A 26,910-nucleotide genomic window follows, 5' to 3' on the forward strand; every position below is an offset into this window, starting at 1 on the left:
GCACCGCGTGATGGAGGAGGACCCGGAGCGCAGCCCCGCCGACGCCACCCGGCGCGCCATGTCGCAGGTGACGGGCCCCATCGTCGCATCCACGCTGGTTCTGGCGGCGGTGTTCGTGCCGGTGGCCTTCCTGCCCGGCATCACCGGCCAGCTCTACCGGCAGTTCGCGGTGACCATCACCACCGCCTTCCTGATTTCCGGCTTGGTGTCGCTGACGCTCAGCCCGGCGCTCTGCGCGCTGATCCTGCGGCCGGGGCACCAGCCGCACCGGCGCGGCCCCTTCGGCCTGTTCAACCGGGGTTTGGAGCGGGTGCGCGGCGGCTATGGCCGGCTGATCGGCGTCTTCGGTCGTCGGCCCGCGGTGGTGGCCCTTGCCTTCCTCGCCGTGTGCGGCGGCGCGTACGCCGCCTTCCGCACGGTGCCGACGGGCTTCCTGCCGGCCGAGGACGCCGGCTATTTCTTCGTCAACGTGCAGCTCCCGTCGGCCGCGGCGCTCAACCGGACGGAAGGCGTGCTGGGCGATGTCGAAGCCATGCTGCGGGAGACGCCGGGGGTGGCGAACGTCATCACGGTGGCGGGCTTCAGCCTGCTCGGTGGCGGCGGTTCCAACACCGGCCTCGCCATCGCGGTGCTGGAGCCGTGGGACGAGCGGGAGATGACGGCCTTGCAGGCCATCGGCCGCCTGGCGCCGCACTTCGCCGCGATCCCGGAGGCGAACATCGTCGCCTTCAACCCGCCTTCCATTCCCGGCCTGGGCTCCACGGGCGGTTTCGACTTCCGCCTTCAGGCGCTCCAGGGCCAGTCGCCGGAGGAGCTGGCGTCGGTCATGCGCGGCCTGCTGGTGGCGGCGAACCAGAACCCGCAGCTCACGGCCGTCTTCTCCACCTACAACGCGGACACCCCGCATCTGTTCGTGGACCTGAACCGCACGCGCGCCGCCCTGCTGGGCATCACGCCGGCGGCGGTGTTCACCACGCTGCAGGCGCATCTGGGTGCACTGTACGTCAACGACTTCCCGCTCTATGGCCGTGTCTTCCAGGTGCGCATACAGGACGCCGCCGGTTATCGCGAGACGGCGGCGTCGATCGAGCGGCTGTATGTGCGCAGCGCCACGGGCGAGCTGGTGCCGATGAGCAGCCTGGTCACCGTACGCCCCACCCTGGCCCCCGACAGCATCGGCCGTTACAACCAGTTCACGGCGGCCCAGGTGAACGGGCAGGGTGCCGCCGGCGTCAGCTCCGGCGCGGCGCTCGGCGCCATGGCCGCGGTGGCGGCGGACGCCCTGCCGGAAGGCTTCGGTTATGAATGGTCGGGTCTGTCCTATCAGGAGGTGCAGGCGGGATCGCAGACGGCCATCATCTTCGCGCTGGCCCTGCTTTTCGCCTTCCTGTTCCTGGTGGCGCAGTTCGAAAGCTGGACGCTGCCCATCTCCGTGGTGTCGTCGGTCGCCGTGGCGATCGCGGGCGCGCTGGCCGGGTTGTTGATCGCCGGCAACCCGCTGGACATCTACGCGCAGATCGGGCTGGTGCTGCTGATCGGTCTGGCGGCGAAGAACGCCATCCTGATCGTAGAGTTCGCCCGCAACCAGCGCGACGAGGGCAAGAGCATCGTGGACTCCGCTGTCGCCGGCGGGCGTCAGCGCTTCCGCGCCGTGCTGATGACGGCGCTCGCCTTCGTGCTGGGCGTGGTGCCACTGCTGGTGGCGACCGGGGCGGGTGCGGCCAGCCGGCGGTCCATCGGGATCACCGTGTTCAGCGGCATGTTCGCGGCGACGGTGGTCGGCATTGTTTTCGTTCCGTTGCTCTACACGCTGGTCCAGACGATCGCCACCCGCCTCACCCCCGGCCGCCGCGTCCAGGCGCAGGCCCCGGCGGAATGAGCTTCATTCCCGGCACACGGGGCGCCATGATGGCGCCCGCCGTGACCATGGGAAGCGAGGGGACGATGACGGGTGTCGGGGCGCATGACGCCGTGGAGGGGTTCATCGAGGTCGATGGTGCGGCGCTGGAGTACCGCCGGATTCCCGCCACCCGCCCCGGCCTGCCGACGCTGGTCTTCCTGCACGAAGGGCTCGGCTGCATCGATTTGTGGCGGGATTTCCCGGATCGGGTTGCGGCGGACACCGGCTGCGCGGCCCTGCTCTACAGCCGTGCCGGCTACGGCCGCTCATCGCCGGTTCGGCTGCCGCGTCCGTTGACCTACCATGACCACGAGGCGCTGTCGGTGCTGCCGCGCGTGCTGGACGCCTTCGGGCTGGATCGTGTCGTGCTGGTCGGTCACAGCGACGGCGGCACCATCGCCCTGATCCACGCCGCTTCTGACCCCGGCGCACGCCTTCTCGGCGCGGTGTCCATCGCCGCCCACGTGTTCAACGAGGACCGCGCCATCGACGGCATCCGCGAGGCGGTGGCGGCCTTCGAGGCAGGTCCGCTGCGCGCGCGGCTGGAGCGGCTGCACGGTGCCAACACGGGGGTGGCCTTCCATGGCTGGCACGGCGCGTGGCTCGACCCCGGTTTCCGGGATTGGACCATCGTGCCGCGCCTGCCCCGCATCCGCGTCCCGCTGCTGGTCATCCAGGGCACTGGGGACGAGTACGGCACCGCCGACCAGTACGAGACCATCGCCGCCGAGTCCGGGGGACCGGTGCAGTTGGCGGTCTTCGAGAGTTGCGGCCATTCCCCCCACCGCGACCAGCCCGACCGGACGGCCGCCGCCATCGCGGATTTCCTGCAGGCGCTGATCGGAAAATAATGTAAGATCGGATGTTATGCTGATTCGGAGAGAATCCATGCGTCTCGCCGTGCTTGCCGACATCCATGGAAATCTGGCCGCGCTCGACGCGGTGCTGGCCGATCTGGCCGGCCGCGGCGTGGACAGGATCGTCGATCTGGGGGACTGCCTGTCCGGCCCGCTGTGGCCGGACAGGACGGCGGATCGCCTGATGCAGGTGCAGGCCGTCACCATCCGCGGCAACCATGACCGTCAGGTGCTGGACGACCCGCCGGAGCGGATCGGTCCGTCGGACCGCTTCACCCGCGACCGGCTGAACGAGGCGCAGCGCGCGTGGTTGCGCTCCCTGCCGCCGACGGCGGTCGTGGCCGATGACGTGCTGCTGTGCCACGGTGCGCCGGACAGCGATCTCACCTACCTTCTCGAAGAGGTGACGAAACGCGCGTTCCATCTGGCGGGGCCGGAGCGGATCGCGCAGCGGATCGGCACAGTTCCGGAGGGGCTTGTCCTGTGCGGGCACAGCCATCTTCCCCGGCTGGTGTCGCTTCCCGGAGGACCGCTGGTGGTGAATCCCGGAAGCGTCGGGCTGCAGGCCTACAGCGACACCGCACCACACCCGCACCGCGTCGAGACCGGAAGCCCCCACGCGCGCTACGCCATCGTCGAGTCGACGGGGACGGGCTGGCAGGCGACCTTCCTCACCGTCGCCTATGACTGGCAAGCCGCCGCGGCGACCGCGGCCGCGGCCGGACGCGAGGATTGGGCGCATGCCCTGGCAACGGGCTACGCGCCCCCCGCCTGACGAGGGGGCGCCATGCGTTTTTGCACTGCACCATAGTCCGGGCCAGAGATTGCCATGCTGCACAGCAATGCCTAGACTGGTTGCTCCCGAGCGTTTCGGGATGGTCAACCGGATAGGTCCCGCACGTGCGTCCTGGCGTCCCGCATCCTCCCCATGCCCCGGCCAACGCCGGTGGCGCCGCGCTTTAAGCCGGAGCGCCGCCGATGCTCGCCGCCGTTCTGGACGAGGAGGAGGGTACCCGCCGCGTGTCGGTGCGCGATGTGCCGGAGCCCGTACGCGCCGCCAGTGAGGTGACGGTCGCCGTGCGCGCGGCGACGCTCAACCGTGTGGACCTCTACATGCGCGGCGGCGGGGCGGGCATCACACACACGCTGCCAATCGTCGTGGGGTTGGATTGCGCCGGCGTGGTGGCGGAGGTCGGGCCGGAGGAGACCCTGCTGAAGCCCGGCGACCGCGTGCTGGCCTACCCGTCGCTGTGGTGCGGGCGTTGCGAGTTCTGTCTGGCCGGGGAACCGGTGCTGTGCGCCCGCGTGCGCATCCGTGGCGAGCACATCGACGGCATCCTGGCGGAGCGGGTGACCTTCCCCGGTGCCAACCTCTTCCGGGTTCCGGACGCCCTGTCCTTCGAAGAGGCGGCGGCGCTTCCCACCGCCTACCTGACGGCTTGGCGGATGGTCTCGACCAAGGGGTGGGTACGCCCCACCGACACCGTGCTGATCTTCGGCATCGGCGGCGGCGTGTCGCTGGCCGCCATGCAGATGTGCAAGGCGCTGGGCGCCCGAACCATCGTCACCTCCGGCAGCGACGACAAGCTGGAGCGCGCGAGGGCGCTGGGTGCCGACGTCACCATCAACCACCGCAGCGCCGACGTGGTGCGCGCGGTGATGGCAGCCACCGGCGGGCGTGGCGCCGATGTGGTGATCGAGAATGTCGGCAAGGCGACCTGGGCTTGGGCGATGCGCTCGGTGGTTCGCGGCGGGCGCATCGTGGTGTGCGGGGCGACCAGCGGCTCCGGCCCGGCCATGGACCTCCAGCGCCTCTTCATCCGCCAGATCCAGGTGATCGGCACAACCCTCGCCAACCCCGGCGAGCTGGCGGAGCTGCTGGCCTTCATCGACCGCACCGGGCTGCGCCCGGTGATCGACCGCCGCTTCGCGCTGGCGGAGACCCCCGCCGCCCTCGACCATCTGGACGCGGGCAACCAGTTCGGCAAAGTCGCCATCATGGTTTCGGAATGACCCCAATCGCATCCCCCCGCCCGCGGCCGGAACCGGTCCGCCTGGATTTTCCGCACACCGAGCCGCCGGTCGCCGGCAAGCCGATGGAGGTGGCGCCGGGTATCCTCTGGCTGCGGTTGGCGCTGCCCTATGCGCTGGACCACGTCAATCTCTACCTGTTCGAGGATGCCGGCGGCTGGACCCTGTTCGACACCGGGCTCGGCGACGACCGCACCCGTGCCGCGTGGGACGAGCTGTGCGGCACGCTGCTGAATGGCCGCCCGATCACCCGCCTGATCGTCAGCCATGCGCATCCCGACCATGTCGGCATGGCCGGCTGGCTGCACGAGCGCTTCGCGCCGCCGCTGCTGATGCCGCGGTCGGAGTATCTGCTGTCGCAGCTCCTGCAACGGCAGCGCACGCCGGAGGTGGAGGCGGGAGAGGCTGCCCACTACCGCGCCTGCGGGGTGGGGGAGGAGGATGTCGGCCATCTGCTCAAGCGTGGGCTCAACTATCTCACCCGCACCACCGGGCTGGCCCATTCCAACCGGCGGCTGGCGTCGGGAGACCGGCTGAGCATCGGCGGGCGCGACTGGCGTGTGATCACCGGCGGCGGCCATTCGCTGGAGCAGGCCATGCTGTGGTGCGAGGCCGACCGCATCTTCCTGTCCGCCGACCAGGTGCTCGCCCGGATCTCCCCCAACGTCAGCGTCTATTCCATGGAGCCGCAGGCCGACCCGCTCGGCGGCTATCTGGACTCGCTGGCCGAACTGGGGGCCATGGTGGGGGAGGATGCGCTGGTCCTGCCCGGCCACAACCTGCCATTCCGCGGCCTGCCGCGCCGCACCGCGGAGCTGACCGAGCACCACGCGCTGCGCTGCGAGCGCCTTGCCGTCGCCTGCGGGGAGGCGCCGCGCAGCTGCGCCGAACTGGTGCCGGTCCTCTTCCCTCGCCACCTCGACCCCCACCAGCTCGGTTTTGCGATCGGCGAGGCGTTGGCCCACCTCAACCACATGGTCAGCACCGGCACGCTGGCGGTGGGGGAGGGGGGCGACGGCGTGTTGCGCTACCGCACCCTTTGATCGGCCGCGTCCCCGTGATAATCTCCGTAACCTGAGTGCCGGGTTGGCTCAGTTGGTAGAGCAACCGCCTTGTAAGCGGTAGGTCGTCGGTTCGAGTCCGACACCCGGCACCATCCAATTCCGCTGAGAAATCAGCCACTTGGCCCCGCTTCGGCGGGGCTTTTTGCTGACGGGGCCGATCAATCGGCCCGGCCGTGCCGATCCCGCTCGTTCCAGCGCACGGCGGCATAGCCGACCGCGACCACGAGGACCGGCATGACGACGTAGGCGAGAACCCACATGCTGTTCATTTCAGTCCTCCAACTGTCCGTCTGGCGAAGTAATGCAGGATCACGGCGGTCGCCAGCCACACCGCGCTTCCGAGACCGAGGGCCACGGGAGAAACCGGGACCGCTCCCATACCATATAGGAACGCCGCAGCGGGGCCAATGACCCCAACGGCGACGCACGCCGTGGAGGCCCGGTCCAGGGCGTTGGCGAGCAGCTTCACACGCTCGTTGTTGACCAGGCTCATGCTGTCCGCCTCGGTGACCTCGGCTGCCGCGTCGACGATAAACATAAATGGTCCTGGCGGCGCTCGAAAACGCCGACGTCATCCATGTCGCCCATCCCCAACCTTCACCGTTGACCGGAGCGACCGCGGAGCATTCAATTGGTGCTCCGCACCCTCGGACGAGGAGACCCACGGGCGATGACGGTGGTACCAGCCGAAATGGTCGGGCGCTGGCAACGCATCGTCGATCTGCTGGCCGAGCTTCTGCGGGTGCCGGCCGGTCTCGTCATGGAGGCCGATCCGCCGGTGCATCGGGTGCTCGTGTCCAGCGACACCCCGGACAACCCCTACCGGCCCGGCGACGGCTTCCTGATCCGCAAGGGGCTCTACTGCGACACCGTCATGGCGACGAAGGCGGAGCTTCTCGTCCGCAACGCCAACACCACGGCGGAGTGGCGGGACAATCCGGACCTGGAGTTCGGCATGTCCTTCTATCTGGGCTTGCCGCTGCTGTGGCCGGACGGGCGCGTGTTCGGGACCATCTGCGTGCTCGACCGCTCGGACAACGAGCGTGCCGCCCGTTACCGGGAGCTGCTGTCGGAATTCCGGGGCACGATCGAGAACGACCTGACCCTGATCGCCACGCTGGAGGAGAACCGGCGCCTCGCCACGGAGCTGCGGAGCAGCCTGGACCGGCTGGAGGAGCGGGTCGCCGAACGCACCGCGGAACTCGGTGAGGCCAACGCCGCGTTGCGCGTGCTGCTGCGCCGCCTGGAGGAGTCGCGCCACGAGATTGAGCAGCAGGTGATGGACGGCCTGTGCGAACGCGTGCTTCCCCACCTTCCCGCCATCCGTGCGGCGGCACCGGGACCGGGCCGGGCCTATGTGGACCTGCTCGAATCCGGCATCCGCGGCATAACGTCGGCCTTCTCGAAGCGCCTGTCGGCGACGCTGGCGCAGCTGACGCCGGCGGAGAGCGAGGTCGCCCAGCTCATCGCCGAGGGGCATTCGACCAAGGACATCGCGCGGATCATCGGCCGGGCGGTCAGCACGGTGGAGTTCCACCGCAACAACCTTCGCCGCAAGCTCGGCCTCGACTCCCAGAAGGTGAGCCTTCGCGGCTATCTGAGTTCGATGGAGCGGTGAGGGCGGCACCGGGCGGGCCGCCCTCCCTCCGCAGCACCGCGCCTTACAGGGTGGCGACGTGGCTGCCGAAGTGGAACACCTCGCGGTCCAGGCCGGCGATGTCCTTGGCGGTCAGGCTGGCGCTGGGACCGTCGACCAGCTTGTAGGACCGCTTGCCCTTCACCCACTCGTCGGCCGGCTGCAGGGTGGACAGGGTGTAGGTCGTCGCCTCGTTCAGATAGTGGGTGGGGATCACGATCTTCGGCTTCAGCCGGTCGATGATGGCGTCGGCCTGGGCGTAGGACAGGATGTGCTGGGATCCGTCCACCGGGATCGTCAGAACGTCCACCCGGCCGACGGATGCCCAGAACGCGTCCGCCGGGTCCGGCCGGTTGTCGCCCCAGATCAGGGTGCGGATCCCGCCGGTCTCCACCAGATAGGTCACCATGTCCATGTGGCCGACATTGTTGGGCGGGCAGGCTTCCGCACCGAACTCCTTCAGCGCATCGGTCCATTTGTACCAGCCGGGGGCGAGGCAGGCGTGCTTGTCGGCGAACCCGGTGATCTTCAGGTCGGCGAACTCGAAACGCCCGACCATGCGGTCGAGCACCATCGTCGACACCGGCCGGTCGATGGCGTCGTGGTCGAAATGGGTGTGGGTCGACATGGTGATGTCGACCTTGGTCTCCGGGAACTTCATCTTGAACCACAGGCCCCAGGCACCCGACGGGTCGTCCCGCCAGGGATCGAAGAGCACCGTGGCCCCGCCCGGCGAGGTGATCTTGAAGGCGCAGTGCCCGTAATAGTCGATCTTCGTGGCACCGTCGGCGAAGGCCTTGGTGCCCTGGAGCTCGATGACGTGGTTGTTGTTGCCGGGCTGTGTCCAGTCCGTGGACTGCGCCGCCGCGCCGCGGGTGCCCGCCACGGCGGCGGCGGCCCCGATGCCGGCGGCACCGGCGGCCTTGAAGACGCTGCGGCGCGACAGGCCGGCGCCCATGATGGTCCTGCGGTTGTCGATGACCAGCGGTTCCAGTTCCTTCGTCATCCCCTCTCCCCCTGTGCGGTGCGGCGTGTTGGCCTTCGGCAGCCGGATCGCCTTGCAACGTCCGGCTGCGGGAAGGTTACGCCGCCCGGCTCCCGCCGGTGGACGGGGGAACATCGGGGAGGAACCAGGGGGGAAAACCCCATGCTGCGGGTGTTGCCACCCGTCAGCCCGGGGCTTGCGGTACTCCGGCCGGTTGGAGCGGCGCCGGTGCGCCGTGCGCCCTGGACCGCCGCTCCGCCGCCATCGAGGTCAGGCCGAGGTCGTCCAGGATGCCATAGAAGGCCGGCACCACCAGCGTGATCAGCACCGTGGCCGACAGCAGGCCGAAGGAGATGCTGGTGATCAGCGGGATCAGCGTCTGCGCCTGCAGGCTGGTTTCGAACAGCAGCGGGAACAGGCCGGCCAGCGTGGTGGTGGTGGTCAGAAGGATGGCGCGGAACCGCGACGCGGCGGCCCTGGCGGCGGCCGTCGCCACGTCCGGATTGTCGTGGTCGTGGTTGTCCTTCAGGAACTCGATGATGAGGATCGAGCCGTTGACGACGATGCCGGCCAGGGAGACGACCCCGAGAAGGCTCGGCATCGCGAAGTTGATCCCCATCACGAGATGGCCGAGCAACGCGCCGGTGAGCGCGAAGGGGATCACCACCATCACCGCCACCGGCTCGGCGTAGCTGCGGAACTGGAAGCTCAGCAGCAGGAACACGGCGACGAGGCCGGCCAGAAGGCCGCGCATCATCGACGCCTGGGTCTCTGCCGCACTGGCGGTCGCACCCTCGACCGAAACCTCCAGCCCCGGATGGCGGGCGCGCAGGTCCGGCAGGAACCGTTTGACGGTGTCCTTGACGATGTCGGCCGCGTTCGCCCTGGCCGCATCCACGTCGCCATCGACCGTCACCGTCGGCAGCCGGTCGATGCGGTTGATCCGGGCAAAGCCGCGGGCTTCGGTGATCTCCGCAACCGCGGTCAGGGGCACCTGACCGCCGGCCGGGGTGGTCACGACGAAGCGGTCGACATCGTCCAAACCGTCGCGGTCGCCGGAGGCGGTGCGCACCTCGATCTCGAAGGACTCCGCCCCCACCTGGATCTCGTCGGCGATGGTTCCCTGGTACGCCGCGCGGATCTGGCTGGCCACCGCCTGGGAGTCGAGGCCGAGCGTGCCGGCGCCTTCACGCAGGCGGATGCGCAGTTCCTTCTTTCCGGGATTGAGGTCGTCGCCCACGCCCACCACGCCCACGTAGCGCCCGAGCCACGCCTTCAACTCGTCCGCCGCCCGGTCGAGGTCGCCGAGGTCGTTGCCGGACAGCCGGAACTCCAACGGTCGCCCGGCCGGCCCCAGCACCGCCTCGGTCAGGTTGATGCGCACCGCGGGGATGTCCCCCGGCAGCGCCTCGCGCCAACGGGCCAGGATCGTCGCGTTGTCGACGGTGCGGATTTCGGCGTTCAGCAGGTCGACCGCGACGGTGGCGAGGTTCGGCCCGGTGGTGCCGGCGTCCGCATTCTCGTTGTAGGTCACCAGCACGCTGCGCACGACCTCGGCACCGTCCGGCTGCCCCGCCTTCCAGCCCTCGGCCAGCGTACGCAGCGGGGCGACGACGCGGGACACCGCGGCCTCGGTGTCGGCGAGGGTGGCGCTCGGCGGCAACTGGATGCGCGCTTCGAGCACGTCGCCGTCGAGATCCGGAAACGCCTCGAACTTCACCCGCCCGCCCGCCATCAGCGCCAGGGTGGCGAGGAACATGAAGGTGCAGAGACCGACCGTCAGATAGCGCCAGCGCACCGCGGCGAGCGTCGTGGGCGCCACCACCCGGTCGCGCAGCCACATCACCGCGTCCTCCGCCGCCTTGCGGGGGCCGCGCATGGCCGGGGGCGCACCGCCATGGCTGAGGTGGTTCGGCAGGATCAGGAAGGCCTCGACGATGGAGAAGGCCAGCACCACGATCATCACCACCGGGATCACCCGCAGCAGCTCGCCCAGATCGCCCTGCAGGAAGGCCAGCGGCACGAAGATCGCCGCCGTGGTCATGAAGGAGTAGATCACCCCGGTCCCCACCTCGGCGGCGCCGTCCACCGCGGCCTGGATGGGCGGCTTGCCGAGCGCCCGGTGGCTGGCGATGTTCTCCGACAGCACGATGGCGTCGTCCATCACGATGCCGATCACGATCAGCAGCCCGACCATCGTCAGCATGTTGATGGAATAGCCGAGCAGCGCCATCACCGCGATCGCGCCGAGGAACGAGGTCGGCAGGCCCATCGCGATCCAGAAGGCCTGCCGCATGCCGAAGAACAGCCACATGGTGACGAAGACCAGCAGCAGGCCCTGCCACGCGTTGGTGACCAGCAGATCGAGCCGGTCGGCGATGATCGAGGTCACGTCGCGGGAGATGGAGAGCGACACGGTGGGCGGAAGCTGCTGCCGCTCGGTCGCCAGGAAATCCTGGATCGCGCCCATCACCGTGAGGGAGTCGTCCTCCGGCGTCTTGCTGACGTTCAGCACGGCCGCCGGGCGGCCGTCCAGCTCGGTCTTGACTTCGGCGTCCTCGAACAGGTCGGTGATGGTGGCGATGTCGCCCAGCCGGATCTGCGATCCCCGCTCGCTGGAGGCGACGACGATGTCGCGGTAGGCGTCCACCGACAGGCGCTGGTCGGTGAACCGCATGCGCACGATGCCGTCACGCGCCTTGATCTCCCCGACCGGAAGATCGATGTTCTGGCGCTCCACCGCGGCCGCGATGTCGGCGAGGCTGAGGCCCAGCGTGCGGGCCAGCACCTCCGGGATCTCGATGCGGATCTGCCGGTCGGAGAAGCCGACGATATCGACCTTGGGAATGCCGCCGTGGCGCAGCATGCGGGTCTTCACGTCCTGGGCCAGGGCCTTCAGCGTGGTCGCGCGGTCGGGGCCCGTGATGACGATGGCGGCCACGAACTCGGTGCGGCCGAGCTGGGTGACGACCGGCTCCTCCGCGCTGTCGGGAAAATCGTCGATCCCGTCGATGGCGGTGCGGATGTCGGAAAAGAAAAGATCGAAGTCGCGGCCGGCCACCATCTCGACCTTGGCGATGGCGAGATGGTCGCGGGAATCGCAGGCGATCTCCGACACGTTGTCGGTGCCCTCGATCGCGTCCTCGATGCGCCGGCAGACGCTGCGCTCCACATCCTCCGGGCTGGCGCCGGGGTAGCGGACGCGCACCTCCACCTCGCGCGGCTCGATCCGCGGGAAGGTCTCGCGCAGCAGGGTCGGCACCGCCATGATGCCGAGCGCGAAGAACGTCAGCATCAGGACGTTCGCGGCGGTCGGGTGGCCCGCGAAAAAGCGGATCATGGGGTCGCACCCGCGCCGGCGGCCAGGGCGCGCAGCCGCTGCGCCCGTTCGTCGTCGCGCACCGCGGCGATCCTCATGCCGGGAAGGGCGGGGGTCAGCTCGCTCACCACCACCCGCTCGCCGGGCTGCAGGCCCTCGGCGATCATCGCCACGTCGCGATGGGTGTAGGCGACGCGCACCTTGCGCGTCATCAGCCGGTCGTCCTGGCCGATCACGTTGACCATGCCGTCGCTGACCGCGGCGCGCGGCACGACGATGCTGCCGGGGACCGGCACCCCGCGCACCTCGACCTCGACGAACATCCCCTTGAAGAGCGGTGGCCGCTCCCCCGGCGACACGCCCTTGTAGGGATCGTCGACGGACACGATGATGCCCACGGTGCGCGTCTTCGGATCGACCATGTCGCTGATCCGGCGCACATGGCCGGACCATTCCAGGGACCGGTCCCCGACGCGCAGGCGCAGCGTGGCCGGCAACTGGACCTGCCGCATGAGCTGGCCGGCGTCCACCGTGACGGGAGCGCCGCCCCCCAGGCTGCGGGCGAGCATGGCGGAGAAGTCCCGCATGTCCGTCTGCGGGATCTGCACGTCCACCTCCGACGCGCCGGTTCCATCGATGGTGCCGAGCACGGTGCCGGCCGGCACGAACTGCGTCTCCTGGACGTTCACCGCGGACACCCGGCCGTCGAACGGCGCGCGCAGCACCGTTCGGTCCAGGTTGAGTTCGGCGATGCGGCGGTTGGACTCGTTCAGCGCCTTCTGCTGTTGCAGGGCGCGCAGCTTGGAGGGCACCAGCTTCAGGCTGTTCTCGAGCTCCTGCACCTTCGCCTTCTGGCGGAGCACGTCGGTCTGGCGCTGTTCCACCGTGGCGGCCGACGCCGTGCCGCGCCCCAACAGGGCGCGCTGGCGTTCCAGTTCGAGCGTCTCCAGAGCCAGGGTCTGGCGCTCGATCTCCAGCGACTCCCGGGTCGCGTCGGCCTGGGCCAGCAACTCCTCGATGTTCGCCTCGACGGAACCGATGTTCGCGTCGGCCTGGGCGATGGCGATCCGGTAATCGTCGGGTGCGATGCGCGCGATCTCGGTGTCCTTGGCGATGAAGGCGCCCCGCAGGAAGTCCGGGTTGAGCACGTCCAGACGGCCGGCCACCTGGGCGACGGCGTTCCAGGTGCGCGCCGGCTCCACCGTTCCGTAGCCGACAATGCGCGGGATGAAGGGGATCGGCTCCACCTCCACATAGCGGGCCACCACGCTCCGCTCGGCCGGGGCGGTCTGGGCGGGGGCCGGCCGGTTGGCGGCGGCGACGGCGACGAGCGCAACCCCGGCGGCAACCGGCGGAAGGATGAGCAACATTCGAAGAAGACGCATCGCCGATCCAACCTTCCCGGAGTCCGTCGCGCCGGACCGCGCGACGGCAACCGCTATGACGGAACGGCCACAACTTGTCCAGCGTGGTGCTGACGATCGGACCTGCCACGGGTCATCGCCTACCCCCGCAACACCACATAGATGGCCGGGATCACCAGCACCGTGAGCAGGGTGGAGCTGGCCAGCCCGAACACCAGGGAGATGGCGAGGCCCTGGAAGATCGGGTCGGTCAGGATGAAGGCCGCCCCGATCATCGCCGCCAGCGCCGTCAGCAGGATCGGCTTGAAGCGGATGGCGCCGGCCTCCATCACCGCCTCCCGCAGCGGCCGGCCGGTTCCCTGGAGATGGCGGATGAAGTCCACCAGCAGGATGGAATTGCGCACGATGATCCCGGCCAGCGCGATGAAGCCGATCATCGAGGTGGCGGTGAAGGGGGCGGCGAACAGCCAATGCCCCAGCACGATGCCGATCAGGGTCAGCGGCACCGGCACCAGGATCACCAGGGGCAGCCGGAAGCTGCCGAACTGCGCCACCACCAGCAGATAGATGCCGAGGATGGCGACGCCGAAGGCCGCCCCCATGTCGCGGAAGGTGACGTAGGTGATCTCCCATTCCCCGTCCCACAGCGCACTGACGCGGGACTCGTCGGCGGGCTGGCCGTGCAGCCGCAGCTCCGGCGGGTTGTCGAGGCCGGCCGCGCGCCAGTCCAGCGCCGCCAGCCGCTCCTGCACCGCCAGCATGCCATAGACGGGGGCCTCGAAGGCGCCGGCCAGCTCCGCCTGCACCATCTCGGCGAAGCGGCCATTGCGGCGGAACACGGCGAAGGAGGCGGGCTCCCGCGTCATCGTCACGAGGTCGCCCAGCTCCGGCGTGCCCCGGCGCCCCTCGACCGGCGTCGCCAGCAGGCGCTCGGACAGGTACAGGTCGGATTTGGGCAGGCGTACGGCGATCTCCACCGGCAAACGCCCGGCCCCGCGGTGCGAGTAGCCCACGGGAACGCCGCCCAGCAGCGATTGCAGCGTGTCGTAGACCGCCTGCTCCTCCACCCCGAAATATTCGAGGTTTCCGTGATCGAGCGCGAAGCGCAGCCGCTCGCCGGGCTGGCGTACGGTGTCGTCCACATCGACCACGAAATCCACGGCTTCGAACGCCCGCCGCACCAGCGCCGCGGCGCGGCGCCGCTGCTCCGCGTCGGGGCCGTACACCTCGGCCAGCAGGGTGGCGAGCACGGGCGGCCCCGGCGGCACCTCCACCACCTTCACAACGGTGCCTGCGGGGGCGGGAAGCCCGGCCAAGCGACGGCGCAGCTCCAGCGCCACCGCGTGGCTGGCCCGCGACCGCTCCGCCTTGGGCGTCAGGTTCACCTGGAGATCGCCCTGCGCCGGCTGGCTGCGCAGATAGGAATGGCGGACCAACCCGTTGAAATTGAAGGGGGAGGCGGTGCCGGCGTAGGCCTGTACGCTGGTCAGCTCTGGCAATCCGGCGATGCGGTCGGCGGCGGCGAACAGCACGCGCTCGGTGTCCTCCAGCGCCGCCCCTTCCGGCAGGTCGATGACCACCTGAAGCTCCGACTTGTTGTCGAAGGGCAGAAGCTTGACCGTCACATCCTGGCTGTGGAAGGGCACCATCGACGCCAGCGTGGCGACGCCCACCGCCAGCAGGAACAGCCAGGCCCGGCCCCTGCCGCGCAGGATCGGGTTTGCCACCGCGAGATACAGCCGGCCGAGCCGCCCGCCACCGCCATCATGGCCAAGCCCGGCCGGCGCGCCGGTGCCGGGCCGCAGCTTGACCATCAGCCAGGGCGTCAGCACCATGGCGACGAAGAAGCTGAACAGCATGGCGGCGGACGCGTTGGCCGGGATCGGGCTCATGTAAGGGCCCATCAGGCCCGACACGAACATCATCGGCAGCAGCGCCGCGACCACCGTCAGGGTGGCGACGATGGTGGGGTTGCCCACCTCCGCCACCGCCTCGATGGCGGCCTGAATCTTGGGGCGGCCGTCGCCCATCGACCAGTGGCGGTCGATGTTCTCGACCACCACGATGGCGTCATCGACCAGGATGCCGATCGAGAAGATCAGCGCGAACAGGCTGACGCGGTTGATCGTGTAGCCCATCAGCCAGGAGGCGGCCATGGTCAGCAGGATGGTGGTGGGGATCACCACGAACACCACCGCCCCCTCGCGCCAGCCGATGGCCAGCGTCACCAGCGCCACGATGGACAGGGTGGCGAGCGCCAGGTGGAACAGCAGCTCGTTCACCTTCTCGTCCGCCGTCTCCCCGTAGTTTCGGGTGACGGTGACCTGCATGTCCTTGGGCAGCCGCGTGGCCTCCGCCGCGTGCAGACGCTCCAGCACCCGTTCGGCGATCACCACGGCGTTGGCCCCGGCCCGCTTGGCGATGGCGACGGTGACCGCGGGCACGCGGGTCAGTCCGCCGCGGCCGTCCGGCACCATGGTCCAGACGCGCGCGTCATCGGGGCGCGAGCCCACCACCACATCGGCCACATCCTTCACATAGACCGGGCGACCGTCCTTGGTGGTCAGCAGCAGCAGGCCTGCGTCGGGGATGCCCTGGAGCGTCTGTCCGGCCACCGCCGGCAGGTCGCCACCGCCGGAGCGCAGCCGGCCCGCGACGAAGGAGCGGTTGGCGTTGCGCACCTTCTCCACGAGCTGGTTGAGCGTCACCCCGGCGAGCGCCAGCCGCTCCGGATCCGGCTCCACCCGGATCTGGTCGGGACGGCCACCGACGATGTAGGTCAGCCCGACATCCTCCGTCTTCACCAGCTCCACCAGCAACTGGTCGGCCACCGTCCACAGCGCGGCGTCGGTCCAGCCGGCCGCCGCCTCCGGCCGCGGCGAGAGCGTCAGGGTCAGGATCGCCACGTCGTCGATGCCGCGGCCGACGATCAGCGGCTCCGGAATGCCCAGCGGCATGCGGTCGTAATTGGCGCGAACCTTCTCGTGCACGCGCAGGATGGCCTCGTCCGACGAGGTGCCGACGATGAAGCGTGCGGTGACAATGGCACCGTCGTCCACCGTCTGGCTGTAGACATGCTCGACGCCGTTGATGGCCTTGACGATCTCCTCCAGCGGCTTGGTCACCAGCTCGACCGCGTCGTCGGCCTTCAGCCCGTCGGCGCGCACGTGGATGTCGACCATGGGCACGCTGATCTGCGGCTCCTCCTCCCGCGCCAGCGACAGCAGCGCCACCGTGCCGACGACCAGCGACGCCAGCAGCAACAGCGGCGTCAGCGGCGAACGGATGAAGGCGCGCGTCAGCCAGCCGGACAGGCCCAGCGGCGGGGGGGTGCCGCTCATTCCGCGTCTCCCGGACGGATGATGCGGTCACCGGGTTTCAGACCCGACAGGATCTCCACCCCGCCGGGCCGGCCGTCCAGGGTGGGCATCGGCCGGCCGGCCTGCACGGGAACCTCCCGCCCGTCGGCCAGCCGCAGGAGATCGACGCCGAGCCGCCTGACCAGGAAGTCGGCCGGCACCACCACCGTGTCGCGGGTGCCGGTGGCGACCAGCACGCGCACCCGCTCGCCGACGAAATAGTCGCCGAGCCCCGTCACCTCGGCATCCGCCACCACCTGGCCCTGTTCCAGTTCGGGATAGACCCGCCGGATGGTGCCGCGCGCCGGCGGCTGCGCCGCGTCGGTCGGCGCCAGCCCGCGTGCGCCGACCAGCACCGGATCGCCGGTGCGCATGAAGCGGGCGTGCCGTTCGGGAAGGCGCAGGCGCAGCACATAGCTTTCCGCCGCGATGGTCGCCACCGCCTCGCCCGCCATCACCACCACCCCGTCCAGGAGCGGCACCTGGAGCACCCGGCCGTCGGCGGGCGATAGCACGTCGCCCTCCTGCATCTGCTGCTCCACCACGGCGCGGTCGGCCCGCATGGCGGCAGCCTGGGCGCGCAGCACGTCCAGCGCCGCGACGGCGTCGTCCAGCCGCTGCTGGCTGCCGGTCCCGCTGGCGCGGAGCTGCCGGGCGCGGCCCAGCTCCGCCTCCGCCAGCGTCTCCTGCGCCTGGAGCGAGCGCAGCCGCGCGTCGAGAGCGGCGATCTGAAGCGTCAGTTTGGGATCGCCGACGGTGGCGATCACCTGCCCCTCCGCCACCCGGTCGCCCTCGCGGACGGAAAGTCCGGACAGCGTGCCGCCGATCCTGGCGCGCGCCTTGATCTGGCGGACGCTTTCCACCGTGGCGAACACCGCCTTCAGGTCCTCCACCGGCTGGCGTGTGACGGTCAGCGGCTCGGCAGCGGCGGCCGGCTGTCCGGCGACCGTCAGCACGGTGAAGGCGAGGAGGGCGGCGGTGTGTCGGATCATGGGATGGACTCGTACGGATGCGCTTGACCATACAATAAGCATGATCTAATTTAGCGTCAATGAATATACAGGCGTTCACCCCCGGCCTCGGGCCGGCCGTACGGCTTCTGAAGGCGCTCGCCAACGAGCGGCGCCTGATGATCCTCTGCGCGCTGGGGGAGGGGGAGCGGAGCGTCGGCGATCTGGCGGCCCGCGTCGGGCTGGGCCAGTCGGCCCTGTCGCAGCATCTGGCGAAGCTGCGGGAGGACGGGCTGGTCGTCACCCGCCGGTGCGCGCAGACGATCTTCTATTCCCTGGCGAGCCGGGAGGCCGCCGAGGTCATCGCCGTCCTGGCCGGTCTCTACTGCCCGGCCGACACCCACACCACCGATGGAGACTTTCCCCCATGAACGTCGACCGCATCGTCCTGGCCTTCGCCGGGACCGTCATCCTCGTCGGGCTTTTGCTGTCCGTCTACCATGATCCGCTCTGGCTGTGGCTGCCGGCCTTCGTCGGCGCCAACATGCTGCAGGCCGCCTTCACCGGCTTCTGCCCGCTGGCGATGATCCTCAAGAAGCTGGGCGCCACCCCCGGCCCGGCCTTCTCCTGATCCGATCCCGTCTTTCCAACCGAGGACCCTGTGATGCACAAGAACTGGCCGGCGATGACCGGTGAGCTGTCGGGCGCCATCCGCGAGCTGCGCGGCGGCGCGCCGGAGGTGATGAAGGCCTTTTCCGGCATGGCCCAGGCGGCGCTGAAGGCGAACGCGCTGGACACCAAGACCAAGGAGTTGGTCGCGCTGGCCATCGCCGTCGCCATCCGTTGCGACGGCTGCGTCGCGTTCCACGCGGAAGCCGCGGTGAAGCAGGGCGCCACCCGCGACGAGATCATGGAGACCATGGGCATGGCCGTGTACATGGGCGCCGGTCCGTCCGTCATGTACGCCGCCCAGGCGGTCGAGGCGTTCGACCAGTTCACGGCGGGAAAAGCCGCCGCGGCGTGAGCGGTCACGCCCGCGCCAGGATGTTCAACCGGGCCGGCTGGTCGAAGTGGAAGGCGCCGTCGCGCGCCTCGGCCAGCCGGTGGAACAGGTCGCGCAGAAGCGGCGCCTTCTCCGCCACCAGCGCCTTGCGGGCCGCGTCGATGCGGCCCATGCGGGCGGCGAAGGCCTCGAAACTCTCCATGCGCACGGGGTTGAGGTAGACGATCTCCGCCTGCTCGGTGAAGAGACCGGCCGCGCAGGCGTTGCGGACGGCGGCGAGGGCCGCGGCCCGGACCTCCACCTCGTCCTCCACCAGACGGGTGAGCTGGAAGAAGGCGCCGTCGGCGATCGGCTCGTTGACCAGCGCCAGCCCGCCCGGAACCAGCACGCGCCCGGCCTCCGCCAGGGCGGCGCCCATGTGCGGGACCGGCACATGGTGCAGGCTGTTCATGAACACCACGAGGTCGGCACAGCCATCGGGCAGCGGCAGCGCCTGGCCGACGCCCTCCAGGTAGCGCTCGTCACCCGCCGGTTCGGCGGCCCGCGCGGCCGCCAGCATTTCCGCGCCGCACTCGACGCCGGTCACCCTGGCGCCGCGTTGCACGAGCGCGCGGACCAGCCCGCCCTCGCCGCAGCCCACATCGACGATCCGCTTCCCCGCCAGCTCGACGCGCTCGGCGATCAGGTCGAGGGCACGGCGGCGTACGGGTTCGGGCATGGTGTATCTCCGGTCGGGGGATGGTGAATGGCAAGGAAATCGAGGACCGCGCGCGTCACCGCGTCCAGCCCGTCCAGCGTGTCATGCCCGACGCCGGGGATGACCGCGACGGTGGCGAGGCCGGGCGGAACGGCGGCGGCGATCGCGGCGGAATCCGCGGGTGGGGTGGTGGTGTCGGCGGCCCCGTGCAGCAGCAGGACGGGGCAGCGCAGCTCGGCGGCGGTGGTGGTGGGGGCGATGCGGTCGAAGCGGTGGCCGATGACCCGCTCCACATGGCGGCAGACCAGCCAGCCGAGCGGGCGGTAGGGAATGCCACGCAGCTCCAGGAAGCGCCGGGTCACCGTCTCCGGATGGCGGAAGCTGGCGAGCGCCGCGACCGCCGGGGTGCGGCACAGACGGGCCGCGGCCAGGATCGCCGCCGCGGCTCCGACCGAATGGCCGAGCAGGGCGGTGCGGCCGGGCAGCGCCTCGGGCCGGCCCTCGACCCAACAATGGGCGTGGGCGAGGTCTTCCGCGAAAAGCGGCATGGAGGACACGCCGTCGCGGTCGCTGCGGCCGTGGTTCCGGGCGGCGACCAGCAGAACGCCGTAGCCGGCCCGGTGCAACGGCACGGCCAGCGGCAGCATGTCCCCGGCGTTGGCGCCCCAGCCGTGCATGACCACCACATGGGGCGCCGGGCCGTCACCGTGTGGTGGGATGTGCCAGCCGGCCAGCCGCCGCCCGCGCGCGGTCGGGATCAGCACCGTGCGGTGGGGCAGGGCGTGGTCGGCGGGCGACCCCGTCTCCGGCCGGTCGGGAATGCGGAACCCCCGGCGGACGGCGAGGTGGAAGGCTGCCGCCGCGAGCGCGGTCAGCACCGCGGCGGTCCAGAGTGTCACTGTGGCTCCGTCATGCCGTGCCCGCGATCCGGTGCGACCAGCCCCTGGACGGCGTAGGCGAGGATGGTGGTCCCCACCAGCCCGGCGCCCCAGATGATGCCGACCAGCAGCCAGTCCACCGGCCCACCGGCGTCGGAAAAGCCGGACAGCGTCACCCACGCCATCAGCGCCAGGGCCGCGAAGCCGCCGAACACCCCGACGATCTCCGACCGCACCAGCCGCCGGCTGACCAGCCGGCCCTCCCGCGCCAGCACGGCGGCGAAGGCGACCAGCCCGCCCACCGCCAGCGCCAGGAGCATCCACATCAGCGGCCCCATCATCTCCTGGAACACCGCCACGAACACCATCGGATCCAGATCCTTCATCGTCCCCTCCCTCAGGCGTTGCCGCGCAGCATGGCAAGATAGGTCGGCTTCAGCGCCATCGTCTTCATGACCCAGGTGATCCACAGCTCCTCCAGCGGCGCGATCACGCCGGGGAAGGACGGAGTCAGATTGTCCTCGTAATCGAACTCCACCAGCATGGCGCGGCCGAGCTGGGTGATCAGCGGGCAGGAGGTGTAGCCGTTGTAGACGCTGGCCGCCTTGGTCCCGGCGATGTCGGCGACCAGATGGTCGACCGCCACCGGCACCTGCCATTTGACGCTGGCCGCGGTCTTGCCCTTGGGCACGCCGGCCACGTCGCCGACACCGAAGACGTTGGGGAAACGCTTGTGGCGCAGGGTGGCCTTCTCCACCTCCATCCAGCCGTCGGCGGCCCAGGCGCCGGTCTGCCAGCCGAGCGGGCTCTGGCGCACGGCGGCCGGGGCGCGCATCGGCGGGACCACGTTGATGAAGTCGTACTTCATCTCCACGGTGCCGCCCGGCGTCTTGTAGGTGGCGGTCTTGCGGCCGGGGTCGATGCCGGTGATCACGTGTTCGTAGGCGACCTTCACCCCGCGGTCGCGGAACAGCATGCGCACCTTCTCCGACACGATCGGCACGCTGAACAGGCCCTTGTTCTGGGCGCAGTAGATCAGCTCCGACTTCCCGCGGTTGCCGTGGCGGCGCAGGTAGTCGTCGGTGATGAAGGTGTATTTCAGCGGCGCCCCGGCGCACTTCATCTCCGTGGCCGGCCGGCCGAACAGTCCGACACCGCCGGTCTCGGCGAAGCGGGCCATCTCCTTCCAGGTGGCGACGGCGGCATCCGGGCCGGCGTAGACGCTGCCCAGCCCGTCCTTGCCGATGAGCGCCGTGTCCATCCCCTCGATCGCCGCATAGTCGAGATGCAGCCCGGTCGCGACGATCAGGAAGTCGTAGGCGATGCGGCGGCCGGTGTCGGTGACGACCGCATTCCCGGCCGGGTCGAATTCCGCCACCTGCTCCTCGATCAGGTCGATGCCGCGGGGCAGATACTGGGTGGTGGTGGAGACCACATAGTCCCGCGGCTTCAGCCCGGCGGCGACCAGCGTGAAGCCGGGCTGGTAGTAATGGTCCTTCCGGCGGTCGATCACCGTGATGGACGCCCCGTCCAGCCGCTCGACCAACCGCGACGCGGCGGCCAGTCCGGCGGCACCGCCGCCGGCGATGACGATGCGGGCCTTGCTGGCGACCTTCGGCGGAGCGGGGGCGGCGACGGCGGGCGAGGCGGCGAGCAGCGCCGCCCCCGCTCCGGACAGTTTGAACAGAGTGCGGCGGCTGAGAGGCCCGGTGATCCCGGTCATGCGTTTCCTCCTGGCGTCGTGATGACGTCCGGCCGGGATCACGGTGATGCCCCGGCTCGTTTATGAGGAAAATCTTATATAATAGACTTGCCGGGGTCCAGCCCGCCGCGGCACCTGCGGCAGAACGGCACAGGGACGTGGCGATTACCGGCCCGGCGGACGCCCCGCCCCGCACCAGGTGGCGATGATGCCGGCGGTCGCAGTCACGCAGCGGAGGTAGTCGTCCACATCCACCCACTCGTCATGGCCGCCGGTCTGGGTGAGGTCGCCGCAGAGGGGGCCGAGGCCGACGGTGGGAATTCCCTTCTGCACCATCGGGTTGCGGATGTCGCTGGAGGTGTGCATGGGGTTGACGTGCGGGGGCCGGCCGGTCACCGCCTGCATCACTCCCGACACCGTGCGCCAGAGCGCGTGGTCTTCCGGCACCTCGGCGCCGGTGACGCCGGCGTCCCAGTGGATCACCGGCGGGTGTTCCGCCAGCCAGGGGTCGCCGGCCGCGGCCTCGGCGACCGCGGCGGCAATGGCCGCCTGCACGTCGGCCAGCCGTTCCGGCGGCGGGAAGGAGACGGCACCGCCCAGCACGCAGCGGTCGGCGACGCGGGACAGCCGCTCTGGTTCGCCGCAGGCCATGTGCGTGACCATCAGGTTGGTGGAGCGCCCGACCGCGGCCTGCAGCCGCGGGTGCCGCACCGAGAGGCCCCGCCGCTCGTCGAGGTCGCGCAGCGCCTTCCACACCAGCATCGCCTTGTCCACCGGGTTGACGGCCCGGTGGGCGAAGCCGGTCTGGTGCGGCTCCGTCGTGGCGGGCGGGCGGCCAACCACGGTGATGCGGAAATCGAGCTGGCCAGCGGCGAAGGCCTTCACCTCGGACAGACCGGCACCGGATTCGGCGGGATGCAGGTAGAGTGCGGCGTCGGCGGTCAGGCCGCCGTGCAGCAGGGCGGACACGCCGCGGGCGTGGCGCTTGCTGGGCGTGCTGGCGATGATCACGTCGCCGGCCGGCTGGATGCCGGCCTCCAGCAGCAGCCGCAGCCCTTCCACCATGGCGGCGACCCCGGCAAGGTCGTCGGCGACGCCCCAGCCGTACAGGCGGCCGCCTTCCATCACCCCGATGAAGGGATCGCGCTCCCAGCGCTGCGTGTCGGCCGGCGGCTCGCCGTCGGGGTGGGCGAAGAGGACGAGGCTGCGTCCGCCGGCCCCGCTTCCCGGCAGCCGCCCGACGACGCTGACCCGCTCGCCCGCGTCGATGGCGTGGTCGGAGGCGAACTCCTCCACCATCGGCACGTCGGCGGGGCGGTAGCGCACGCTCTCCACGGTGCAGCCGAGCGCCCGCAACTCCGCCGCCACGCGTTCCTGCACCGCCGTTTCGCCCAGGGCGGTCGCGGCGATCAGGCCGCGCAGCAGGCCGATGGCGCCATCCCGGGTCTCGTCACCGCGGGCCAGGATCCGCCGCATCGTCACGTCCATGGCCGTTCTCCCCCCGGTCGGGCCGGTGTCAGTGGTGCAGGATCTTGCTGAGGAACTGTTCGGCGCGCGGGCTGCGCTCGTTGCCGAAAAACTGTTCCGGCGGGCGGTCGTCTACGATTTCGCCACGGTCGATGAAGATGACGCGGCTGGCGACCTGCCGGGCGAAGCCCATCTCGTGGGTCACGCACATCATGGTCATGCCCTCGCGCGCCAGCGTGACCATCACGTCCAGCACCTCCGACACCATCTCGGGGTCGAGCGCCGAGGTCGGCTCGTCGAACAGCATGGCGATCGGGTCCATCGCCAGCGCCCGCGCGATGGCGACGCGCTGCTGCTGCCCGCCGGAAAGCTGGAGCGGGTACTTCTTCGCGTGCGCCGAAAGCCCGACCCGCTCCAGAAGCTGCTCCGCCTTTTTGACCGCGGCGTCGCGCTTGCGGCCGAGAACCTTCTCCTGGGCGATGGTCAGGTTGTCGAGGATCGACAGGTGCGGGAACAGCTCGAAATTCTGGAACACCATGCCGACGCGGGCGCGCAGCTCCGGCAGGTCGGTCCTGGGGTCACCGACCGAGGTGCCGTCCACCGTGATGCTGCCCTGCTGGAACTCCTCCAGCGCGTTGACGCATTTGATCAGCGTCGATTTGCCGGAGCCGGAGGGACCGCAGATCACCACCACCTCCCCCTTGGCGACGGAGGTGGTGCAGTCCTTGAGCACCTGGAAGTTCCCGTACCACTTGCTGACGTTGACGATCTCGATCATGGGCGGGTGGCCTCCGGTGCGGTCTTGAAGCGCGCGATGGAAAAGGGGGCGAGGTCGCGGCCGGCCTCGCCGTGCCGGATCAGGTCGGCGGTGATCCGCCCGACGATGGGGCCCAGCGTGTAGCCGTTGGACGTGACCGCGTTGAAGAAGCCGGGCACGGCCGGATGCTCGCCCAGGATGGGCGCGCCGTCGATGTTGATGTTCATGGCGGCCCAGGTCCGCAGCACCGTCAGCTTGCGCAGCGCCGGCACCACATGCTGCGCCACCCACAGGTTGCCCTCGATGCTGGCGCGCAGCGGGCGGGGGTGGTGGTGCACGGGGTCGAGCCCGGCGGTCCAGGCTCCGCCGATGATCAGGTTGCCGTTGGCCGCCTGCTTCAGGGTCAGATGGCGGTCGGCGTGGGCGACGAGGCACGTCACCAGCGGCTCCACCGCCTCCGTCACCACCATCTGGAGCGGCGCCCCGAAGACCGGCACCTCCACCCCCAGCATGCGCCCCACCCGCGACGCGAAGCCGCCGGCGGCGTTCACCACCCGGCCCGCGCGGATCACGCCGCGCTGGGTGTGCACGGCGAAGCCGGCTGCGTCGCGCTCGATGGCGGTCACGTCGGTCAGCGGGAAGACCCTCGCCCCCGCCGCCTTCGCGGCGTCCAGCACCGCCTGGGTGGCGACCAGCGGGTTGATCTTGCCCTCCTGCGGGCAATAGGCGGCGCCGACGAAGCGCTCGTCCAGCGCCGGCTCCAAAGCCCGCAGCTCGGCGGCACCGATCACGTGGCACTCGATGCCCTGCGCCCGCTCCACCCGCGTCTTGTCGCCGAGCCAGGCGAGCGCCCGCTCGTCCTCCGCCACCATCAGGCCGCCGGTGAGCTTGATCTCCAGGTCGCGGCCGGTCTCGCGTTCGAGCGCCATCCACAGGTCGATGGACTCGCGCTGGAGGGGCAGGGTGCGGGCAGCGGCCCCGCCGTCCCCCTCCGCCTTGGCGCCATGGTCGAAGGACAGGAGCTGGCCGTGCAGGCTGCCGGCGTTGCCGCCGGACGCGCGACCGTTGGGGTGGCCGCGGTCGAGCACCACCACCTCCACCCCGGCGCGCGCCAGGAACAGCGCGGTGGAGAGCCCGGCGATGCCGGCCCCAACGACGACGACCGGCGCCTCCGCGATGCCGAGCGGTGCCGTGTCGGCCAGCGGCGGGAAGGGCGGCAGCAGGGCGCGCTTGTGGCCGCCCCATTCCGGCTTCTCCACCGCCAGTGCCGCCACCGGCACCGGGCGCAGCGGCACCTGCGGCGTGGGAAAATCGGCTTCCACGGCCGGGCGGCCGACCAGCGTCGCCAGACGCGGCATGCAGTAGCGGCCCTGACAGCGGCCCATGCCGGCGCGGGTCAGGCGCTTCAGGGTGGGAAGGTCGGCCACCCCCTCCGCGGCGATGGTCCGCCGCAGGACACCCAGCGCCACGCCTTCGCAGCGGCAGACGGGGGTGTCGTCGTCGGCCCGCGACAGGCCGGGGTCGTCGGCCGCGAACACCCGCCACAGGATCGCCTGGAACCGGCGGTGGCGGGCCAGCAGGCGGCGTGCCTCGGCATCCTCCGGCACGGAGTGGCCGAGGCGTCGGGCCGCCTCCGCCCCCGCCAGCCGGCCCTGCGCCATGGCGATGTGGGCGCCGCCGAAGCCGCCGGCCTCGCCGACCACGAACACATCCGGCTGCGAGGTGCCGCCGGCGTCGTCGCGCACCGCCTCCAGCCGGGCCGTGGCCCCGTCGCCGCGCACCCGGTGCTCGCAGCCGAGCAGCCGGGCGATCTCGTTGACCGGGGAGAAGCCCTCGCCGACGCACACCGCGTGGATCGCGAACCGCCGTTCCGCGCCGGCGGGGCCGGTGAGCACCGCGTCGGTCGCCCGGTCGGTGCCGTCCACCCGCGCCAGACGGTGACCCCACAGCACCGGCACGCACTTGGCGGCCAACACCGCGAGCTGGCGCAGACCGGCGGCGGCCAGAGCCGGCTCCGCCGCCATCATGGCGGCCCCGGTGGCGGCGCGCGTCCAGGGGGCGGGTGCGGCCTCCGCCACCGCGACGACCTCGGCGCCCGCGCGCAGCAGCTCCACCGCCACCTGCAGGTTCAGCGGCCCGTTGCCGGCAACCAGCACCCGTTGCCCCGGTGTCACGCCGTAGCTGCGCAGCAGAGTCTGCGCGGCCCCGGTGGTCATCACGCCGGGCAGCGTCCAGCCGGGGAAGACGCCCGGCTGCTCGTAGGCGCCGGTCGCCACGATCAGGGTGCGCGGGCGGATGTAGCCGGCGACGCCCTGGCGGTAGACGCCGACGACCAGACCCGCCTCCTCCCGGAAGGCGCCCCAGACCAGCGTGTCGTCGCGCAGCGCGATGCCGGCGCCGCGGGCCTCGGCGATCAGCTTGGCACCTTGAAGGGCCTGTCCGTCGGCGGTGAGGCCCTCGGTCGCCGGCTGCTTGTAATACTGGCCGCCGGGGGCCGGCCGCTCGTCGGTGACCAGCACCGTCAGCCCGGCCCGGCGGGCGGCCAGGGCCGCGGCCAGACCGCCGGGACCGGCCCCGACCACCAGCAGATCGACCGCCTCCTCCGCCAGCGGCGCGGCGGGCAGGGGCGCCAGATCGGTCCCGCCGGTACGCACGTCCGGCCGGCCGGCCTGCGGCCCGATCCGCATGCCGTCGGCCGCCTTGGTCATGCAGGCGCGCACCCCGGCGCGGCCGTCCACGGTGACGAGGCAGTCGTGGCAGACGCCCATTCCGCAAAAGACGCCGCGCGGCTCCCCCGTGCGCGCCCGGCCCTGCGCCAGCAGGCCGTTGGCGACGAGGGCCGCGGCGATGGTCTCGCCCTTGCGGGCGGTGACGGGGCTCCCGTCGAATTGCAGGGTGACGGTGTCGCCGCCGGTGGCGGTGCCGTGACGCATGGCGGTCC

Annotated in this window: 22 protein-coding genes and 1 tRNA gene; 10 read left to right on the forward strand and 13 right to left on the reverse strand. The window is 70.8% G+C overall.

Annotated elements, in window-relative coordinates:
* The 6 genes from HL658_RS28295 to HL658_RS28320 form a co-directional block, all read left to right on the forward strand.
* Nucleotides 1-1,879 (forward strand): efflux RND transporter permease subunit (locus HL658_RS28295; protein ID WP_180287685.1); only part of this gene is annotated, 1,879 nt, incomplete at its 5' end.
* The gene (locus tag HL658_RS28300; protein ID WP_246337993.1) at nt 1,876-2,751 is read left to right on the forward strand and encodes an alpha/beta fold hydrolase; all 876 of its coding nucleotides are present in this window, start codon (nt 1,876-1,878) and stop codon (nt 2,749-2,751) included. The genes HL658_RS28295 and HL658_RS28300, both read left to right, overlap by 4 nt.
* A 37-nt stretch (nt 2,752-2,788) precedes the next feature.
* Nucleotides 2,789-3,532, forward strand: a complete 744-nt coding sequence (locus HL658_RS28305) for a metallophosphoesterase family protein (protein WP_180285839.1) — start codon at nt 2,789-2,791, stop codon at nt 3,530-3,532.
* Between the two features lie 203 nt (nt 3,533-3,735).
* Nucleotides 3,736-4,770 (forward strand): zinc-binding dehydrogenase, encoded by a 1,035-nt coding sequence (locus tag HL658_RS28310; protein WP_180285838.1) that lies wholly within the window; start codon nt 3,736-3,738, stop codon nt 4,768-4,770.
* Nucleotides 4,767-5,831, forward strand: a complete 1,065-nt coding sequence (locus tag HL658_RS28315) for an MBL fold metallo-hydrolase (RefSeq protein ID WP_180285837.1) — start codon at nt 4,767-4,769, stop codon at nt 5,829-5,831. The genes HL658_RS28310 and HL658_RS28315 overlap by 4 nt, the downstream gene beginning before the upstream one ends.
* A 37-nt stretch (nt 5,832-5,868) precedes the next feature.
* Nucleotides 5,869-5,944 (forward strand) — tRNA-Thr (locus tag HL658_RS28320).
* 173 nt (nt 5,945-6,117) lie between these two features.
* Here the strand turns inward: HL658_RS28320 and HL658_RS28325 are convergent.
* Nucleotides 6,118-6,390: a hypothetical protein gene (locus HL658_RS28325; protein ID WP_211109873.1), complete on the reverse strand. Its 273-nt coding sequence runs from the start codon at nt 6,388-6,390 to the stop codon at nt 6,118-6,120.
* Between the two features lie 132 nt (nt 6,391-6,522).
* Here HL658_RS28325 and HL658_RS28330 point away from each other — a divergent pair, with 132 nt between their 5' ends.
* Complete coding sequence (locus tag HL658_RS28330) at nt 6,523-7,470, forward strand: LuxR C-terminal-related transcriptional regulator (RefSeq protein ID WP_180285836.1); 948 nt, start codon at nt 6,523-6,525, stop codon at nt 7,468-7,470.
* A 43-nt stretch (nt 7,471-7,513) separates the two neighbouring features.
* On the opposite strand, the gene HL658_RS28335 is transcribed toward HL658_RS28330, so the two are convergent.
* The 5 genes from HL658_RS28335 to HL658_RS28355 form a co-directional block, all read right to left on the reverse strand.
* Nucleotides 7,514-8,494, reverse strand: coding sequence for an MBL fold metallo-hydrolase (locus tag HL658_RS28335; protein WP_180285835.1), 981 nt, complete (start codon nt 8,492-8,494; stop codon nt 7,514-7,516).
* 163 nt (nt 8,495-8,657) lie between these two features.
* Nucleotides 8,658-11,813, reverse strand: coding sequence for an efflux RND transporter permease subunit (locus tag HL658_RS28340; RefSeq protein ID WP_180285834.1), 3,156 nt, complete (start codon nt 11,811-11,813; stop codon nt 8,658-8,660).
* The gene (locus tag HL658_RS28345) at nt 11,810-13,162 is read right to left on the reverse strand and encodes an efflux RND transporter periplasmic adaptor subunit (protein WP_180285833.1); all 1,353 of its coding nucleotides are present in this window, start codon (nt 13,160-13,162) and stop codon (nt 11,810-11,812) included. Before HL658_RS28345 ends, HL658_RS28340 begins: the two co-directional genes overlap by 4 nt.
* Before the next feature lie 134 nt (nt 13,163-13,296).
* Nucleotides 13,297-16,497, reverse strand: coding sequence for an efflux RND transporter permease subunit (locus HL658_RS28350; protein WP_180285832.1), 3,201 nt, complete (start codon nt 16,495-16,497; stop codon nt 13,297-13,299).
* A complete protein-coding gene (locus HL658_RS28355) occupies nt 16,494-17,507 on the reverse strand; it encodes an efflux RND transporter periplasmic adaptor subunit (RefSeq protein WP_180285831.1) in 1,014 nt (337 codons plus the stop codon). The genes HL658_RS28350 and HL658_RS28355 overlap by 4 nt, the downstream gene beginning before the upstream one ends.
* Nucleotides 17,508-17,566: 59 nt before the next feature.
* On the opposite strand from HL658_RS28355, the gene HL658_RS28360 reads away from it, so the two are divergent.
* Genes HL658_RS28360 through HL658_RS28370 form a run of 3 tightly spaced genes read left to right on the forward strand, consistent with a single transcriptional unit; the run spans nt 17,567 to nt 18,489 of the window.
* Nucleotides 17,567-17,896, forward strand: a complete 330-nt coding sequence (locus HL658_RS28360) for an ArsR/SmtB family transcription factor (protein WP_180285830.1) — start codon at nt 17,567-17,569, stop codon at nt 17,894-17,896.
* Nucleotides 17,893-18,096 (forward strand): YgaP family membrane protein, encoded by a 204-nt coding sequence (locus HL658_RS28365; RefSeq protein ID WP_180285829.1) that lies wholly within the window; start codon nt 17,893-17,895, stop codon nt 18,094-18,096. Before HL658_RS28360 ends, HL658_RS28365 begins: the two co-directional genes overlap by 4 nt.
* A 33-nt stretch (nt 18,097-18,129) precedes the next feature.
* The gene (locus tag HL658_RS28370; protein WP_180285828.1) at nt 18,130-18,489 is read left to right on the forward strand and encodes a carboxymuconolactone decarboxylase family protein; all 360 of its coding nucleotides are present in this window, start codon (nt 18,130-18,132) and stop codon (nt 18,487-18,489) included.
* Between the two features lie 4 nt (nt 18,490-18,493).
* Here the strand turns inward: HL658_RS28370 and HL658_RS28375 are convergent, their stop codons facing one another.
* The 7 genes from HL658_RS28375 to HL658_RS28405 all read right to left on the reverse strand — a co-directional run bounded on the left by HL658_RS28375 (nt 18,494) and on the right by HL658_RS28405 (nt 26,902).
* Nucleotides 18,494-19,186, reverse strand: coding sequence for a class I SAM-dependent methyltransferase (locus HL658_RS28375; protein WP_180285827.1), 693 nt, complete (start codon nt 19,184-19,186; stop codon nt 18,494-18,496).
* On the reverse strand, nt 19,150-20,064 hold the full coding sequence (locus HL658_RS28380; protein WP_180285826.1) for an alpha/beta fold hydrolase: 915 nt from the start codon (nt 20,062-20,064) through the stop codon (nt 19,150-19,152). The genes HL658_RS28375 and HL658_RS28380 overlap by 37 nt, the downstream gene beginning before the upstream one ends.
* Nucleotides 20,061-20,429, reverse strand: coding sequence for a DUF5368 domain-containing protein (locus tag HL658_RS28385; protein ID WP_180285825.1), 369 nt, complete (start codon nt 20,427-20,429; stop codon nt 20,061-20,063). Before HL658_RS28385 ends, HL658_RS28380 begins: the two co-directional genes overlap by 4 nt.
* Before the next feature lie 11 nt (nt 20,430-20,440).
* Nucleotides 20,441-21,766, reverse strand: a complete 1,326-nt coding sequence (locus HL658_RS28390) for an NAD(P)/FAD-dependent oxidoreductase (RefSeq protein ID WP_180285824.1) — start codon at nt 21,764-21,766, stop codon at nt 20,441-20,443.
* 144 nt (nt 21,767-21,910) lie between these two features.
* Nucleotides 21,911-23,233 (reverse strand): M20 family metallopeptidase, encoded by a 1,323-nt coding sequence (locus tag HL658_RS28395; protein ID WP_180285823.1) that lies wholly within the window; start codon nt 23,231-23,233, stop codon nt 21,911-21,913.
* Between the two features lie 28 nt (nt 23,234-23,261).
* Nucleotides 23,262-23,990: an amino acid ABC transporter ATP-binding protein gene (locus tag HL658_RS28400; RefSeq protein ID WP_180285822.1), complete on the reverse strand. Its 729-nt coding sequence runs from the start codon at nt 23,988-23,990 to the stop codon at nt 23,262-23,264.
* The gene (locus HL658_RS28405; protein WP_180285821.1) at nt 23,987-26,902 is read right to left on the reverse strand and encodes an FAD-dependent oxidoreductase; all 2,916 of its coding nucleotides are present in this window, start codon (nt 26,900-26,902) and stop codon (nt 23,987-23,989) included. The genes HL658_RS28400 and HL658_RS28405 overlap by 4 nt, the downstream gene beginning before the upstream one ends.
* Nucleotides 26,903-26,910: the final 8 nt, after the last annotated feature.

This window comes from Azospirillum oleiclasticum, from assembly GCF_013423485.1.
GTDB lineage: Bacteria > Pseudomonadota > Alphaproteobacteria > Azospirillales > Azospirillaceae > Azospirillum > Azospirillum oleiclasticum.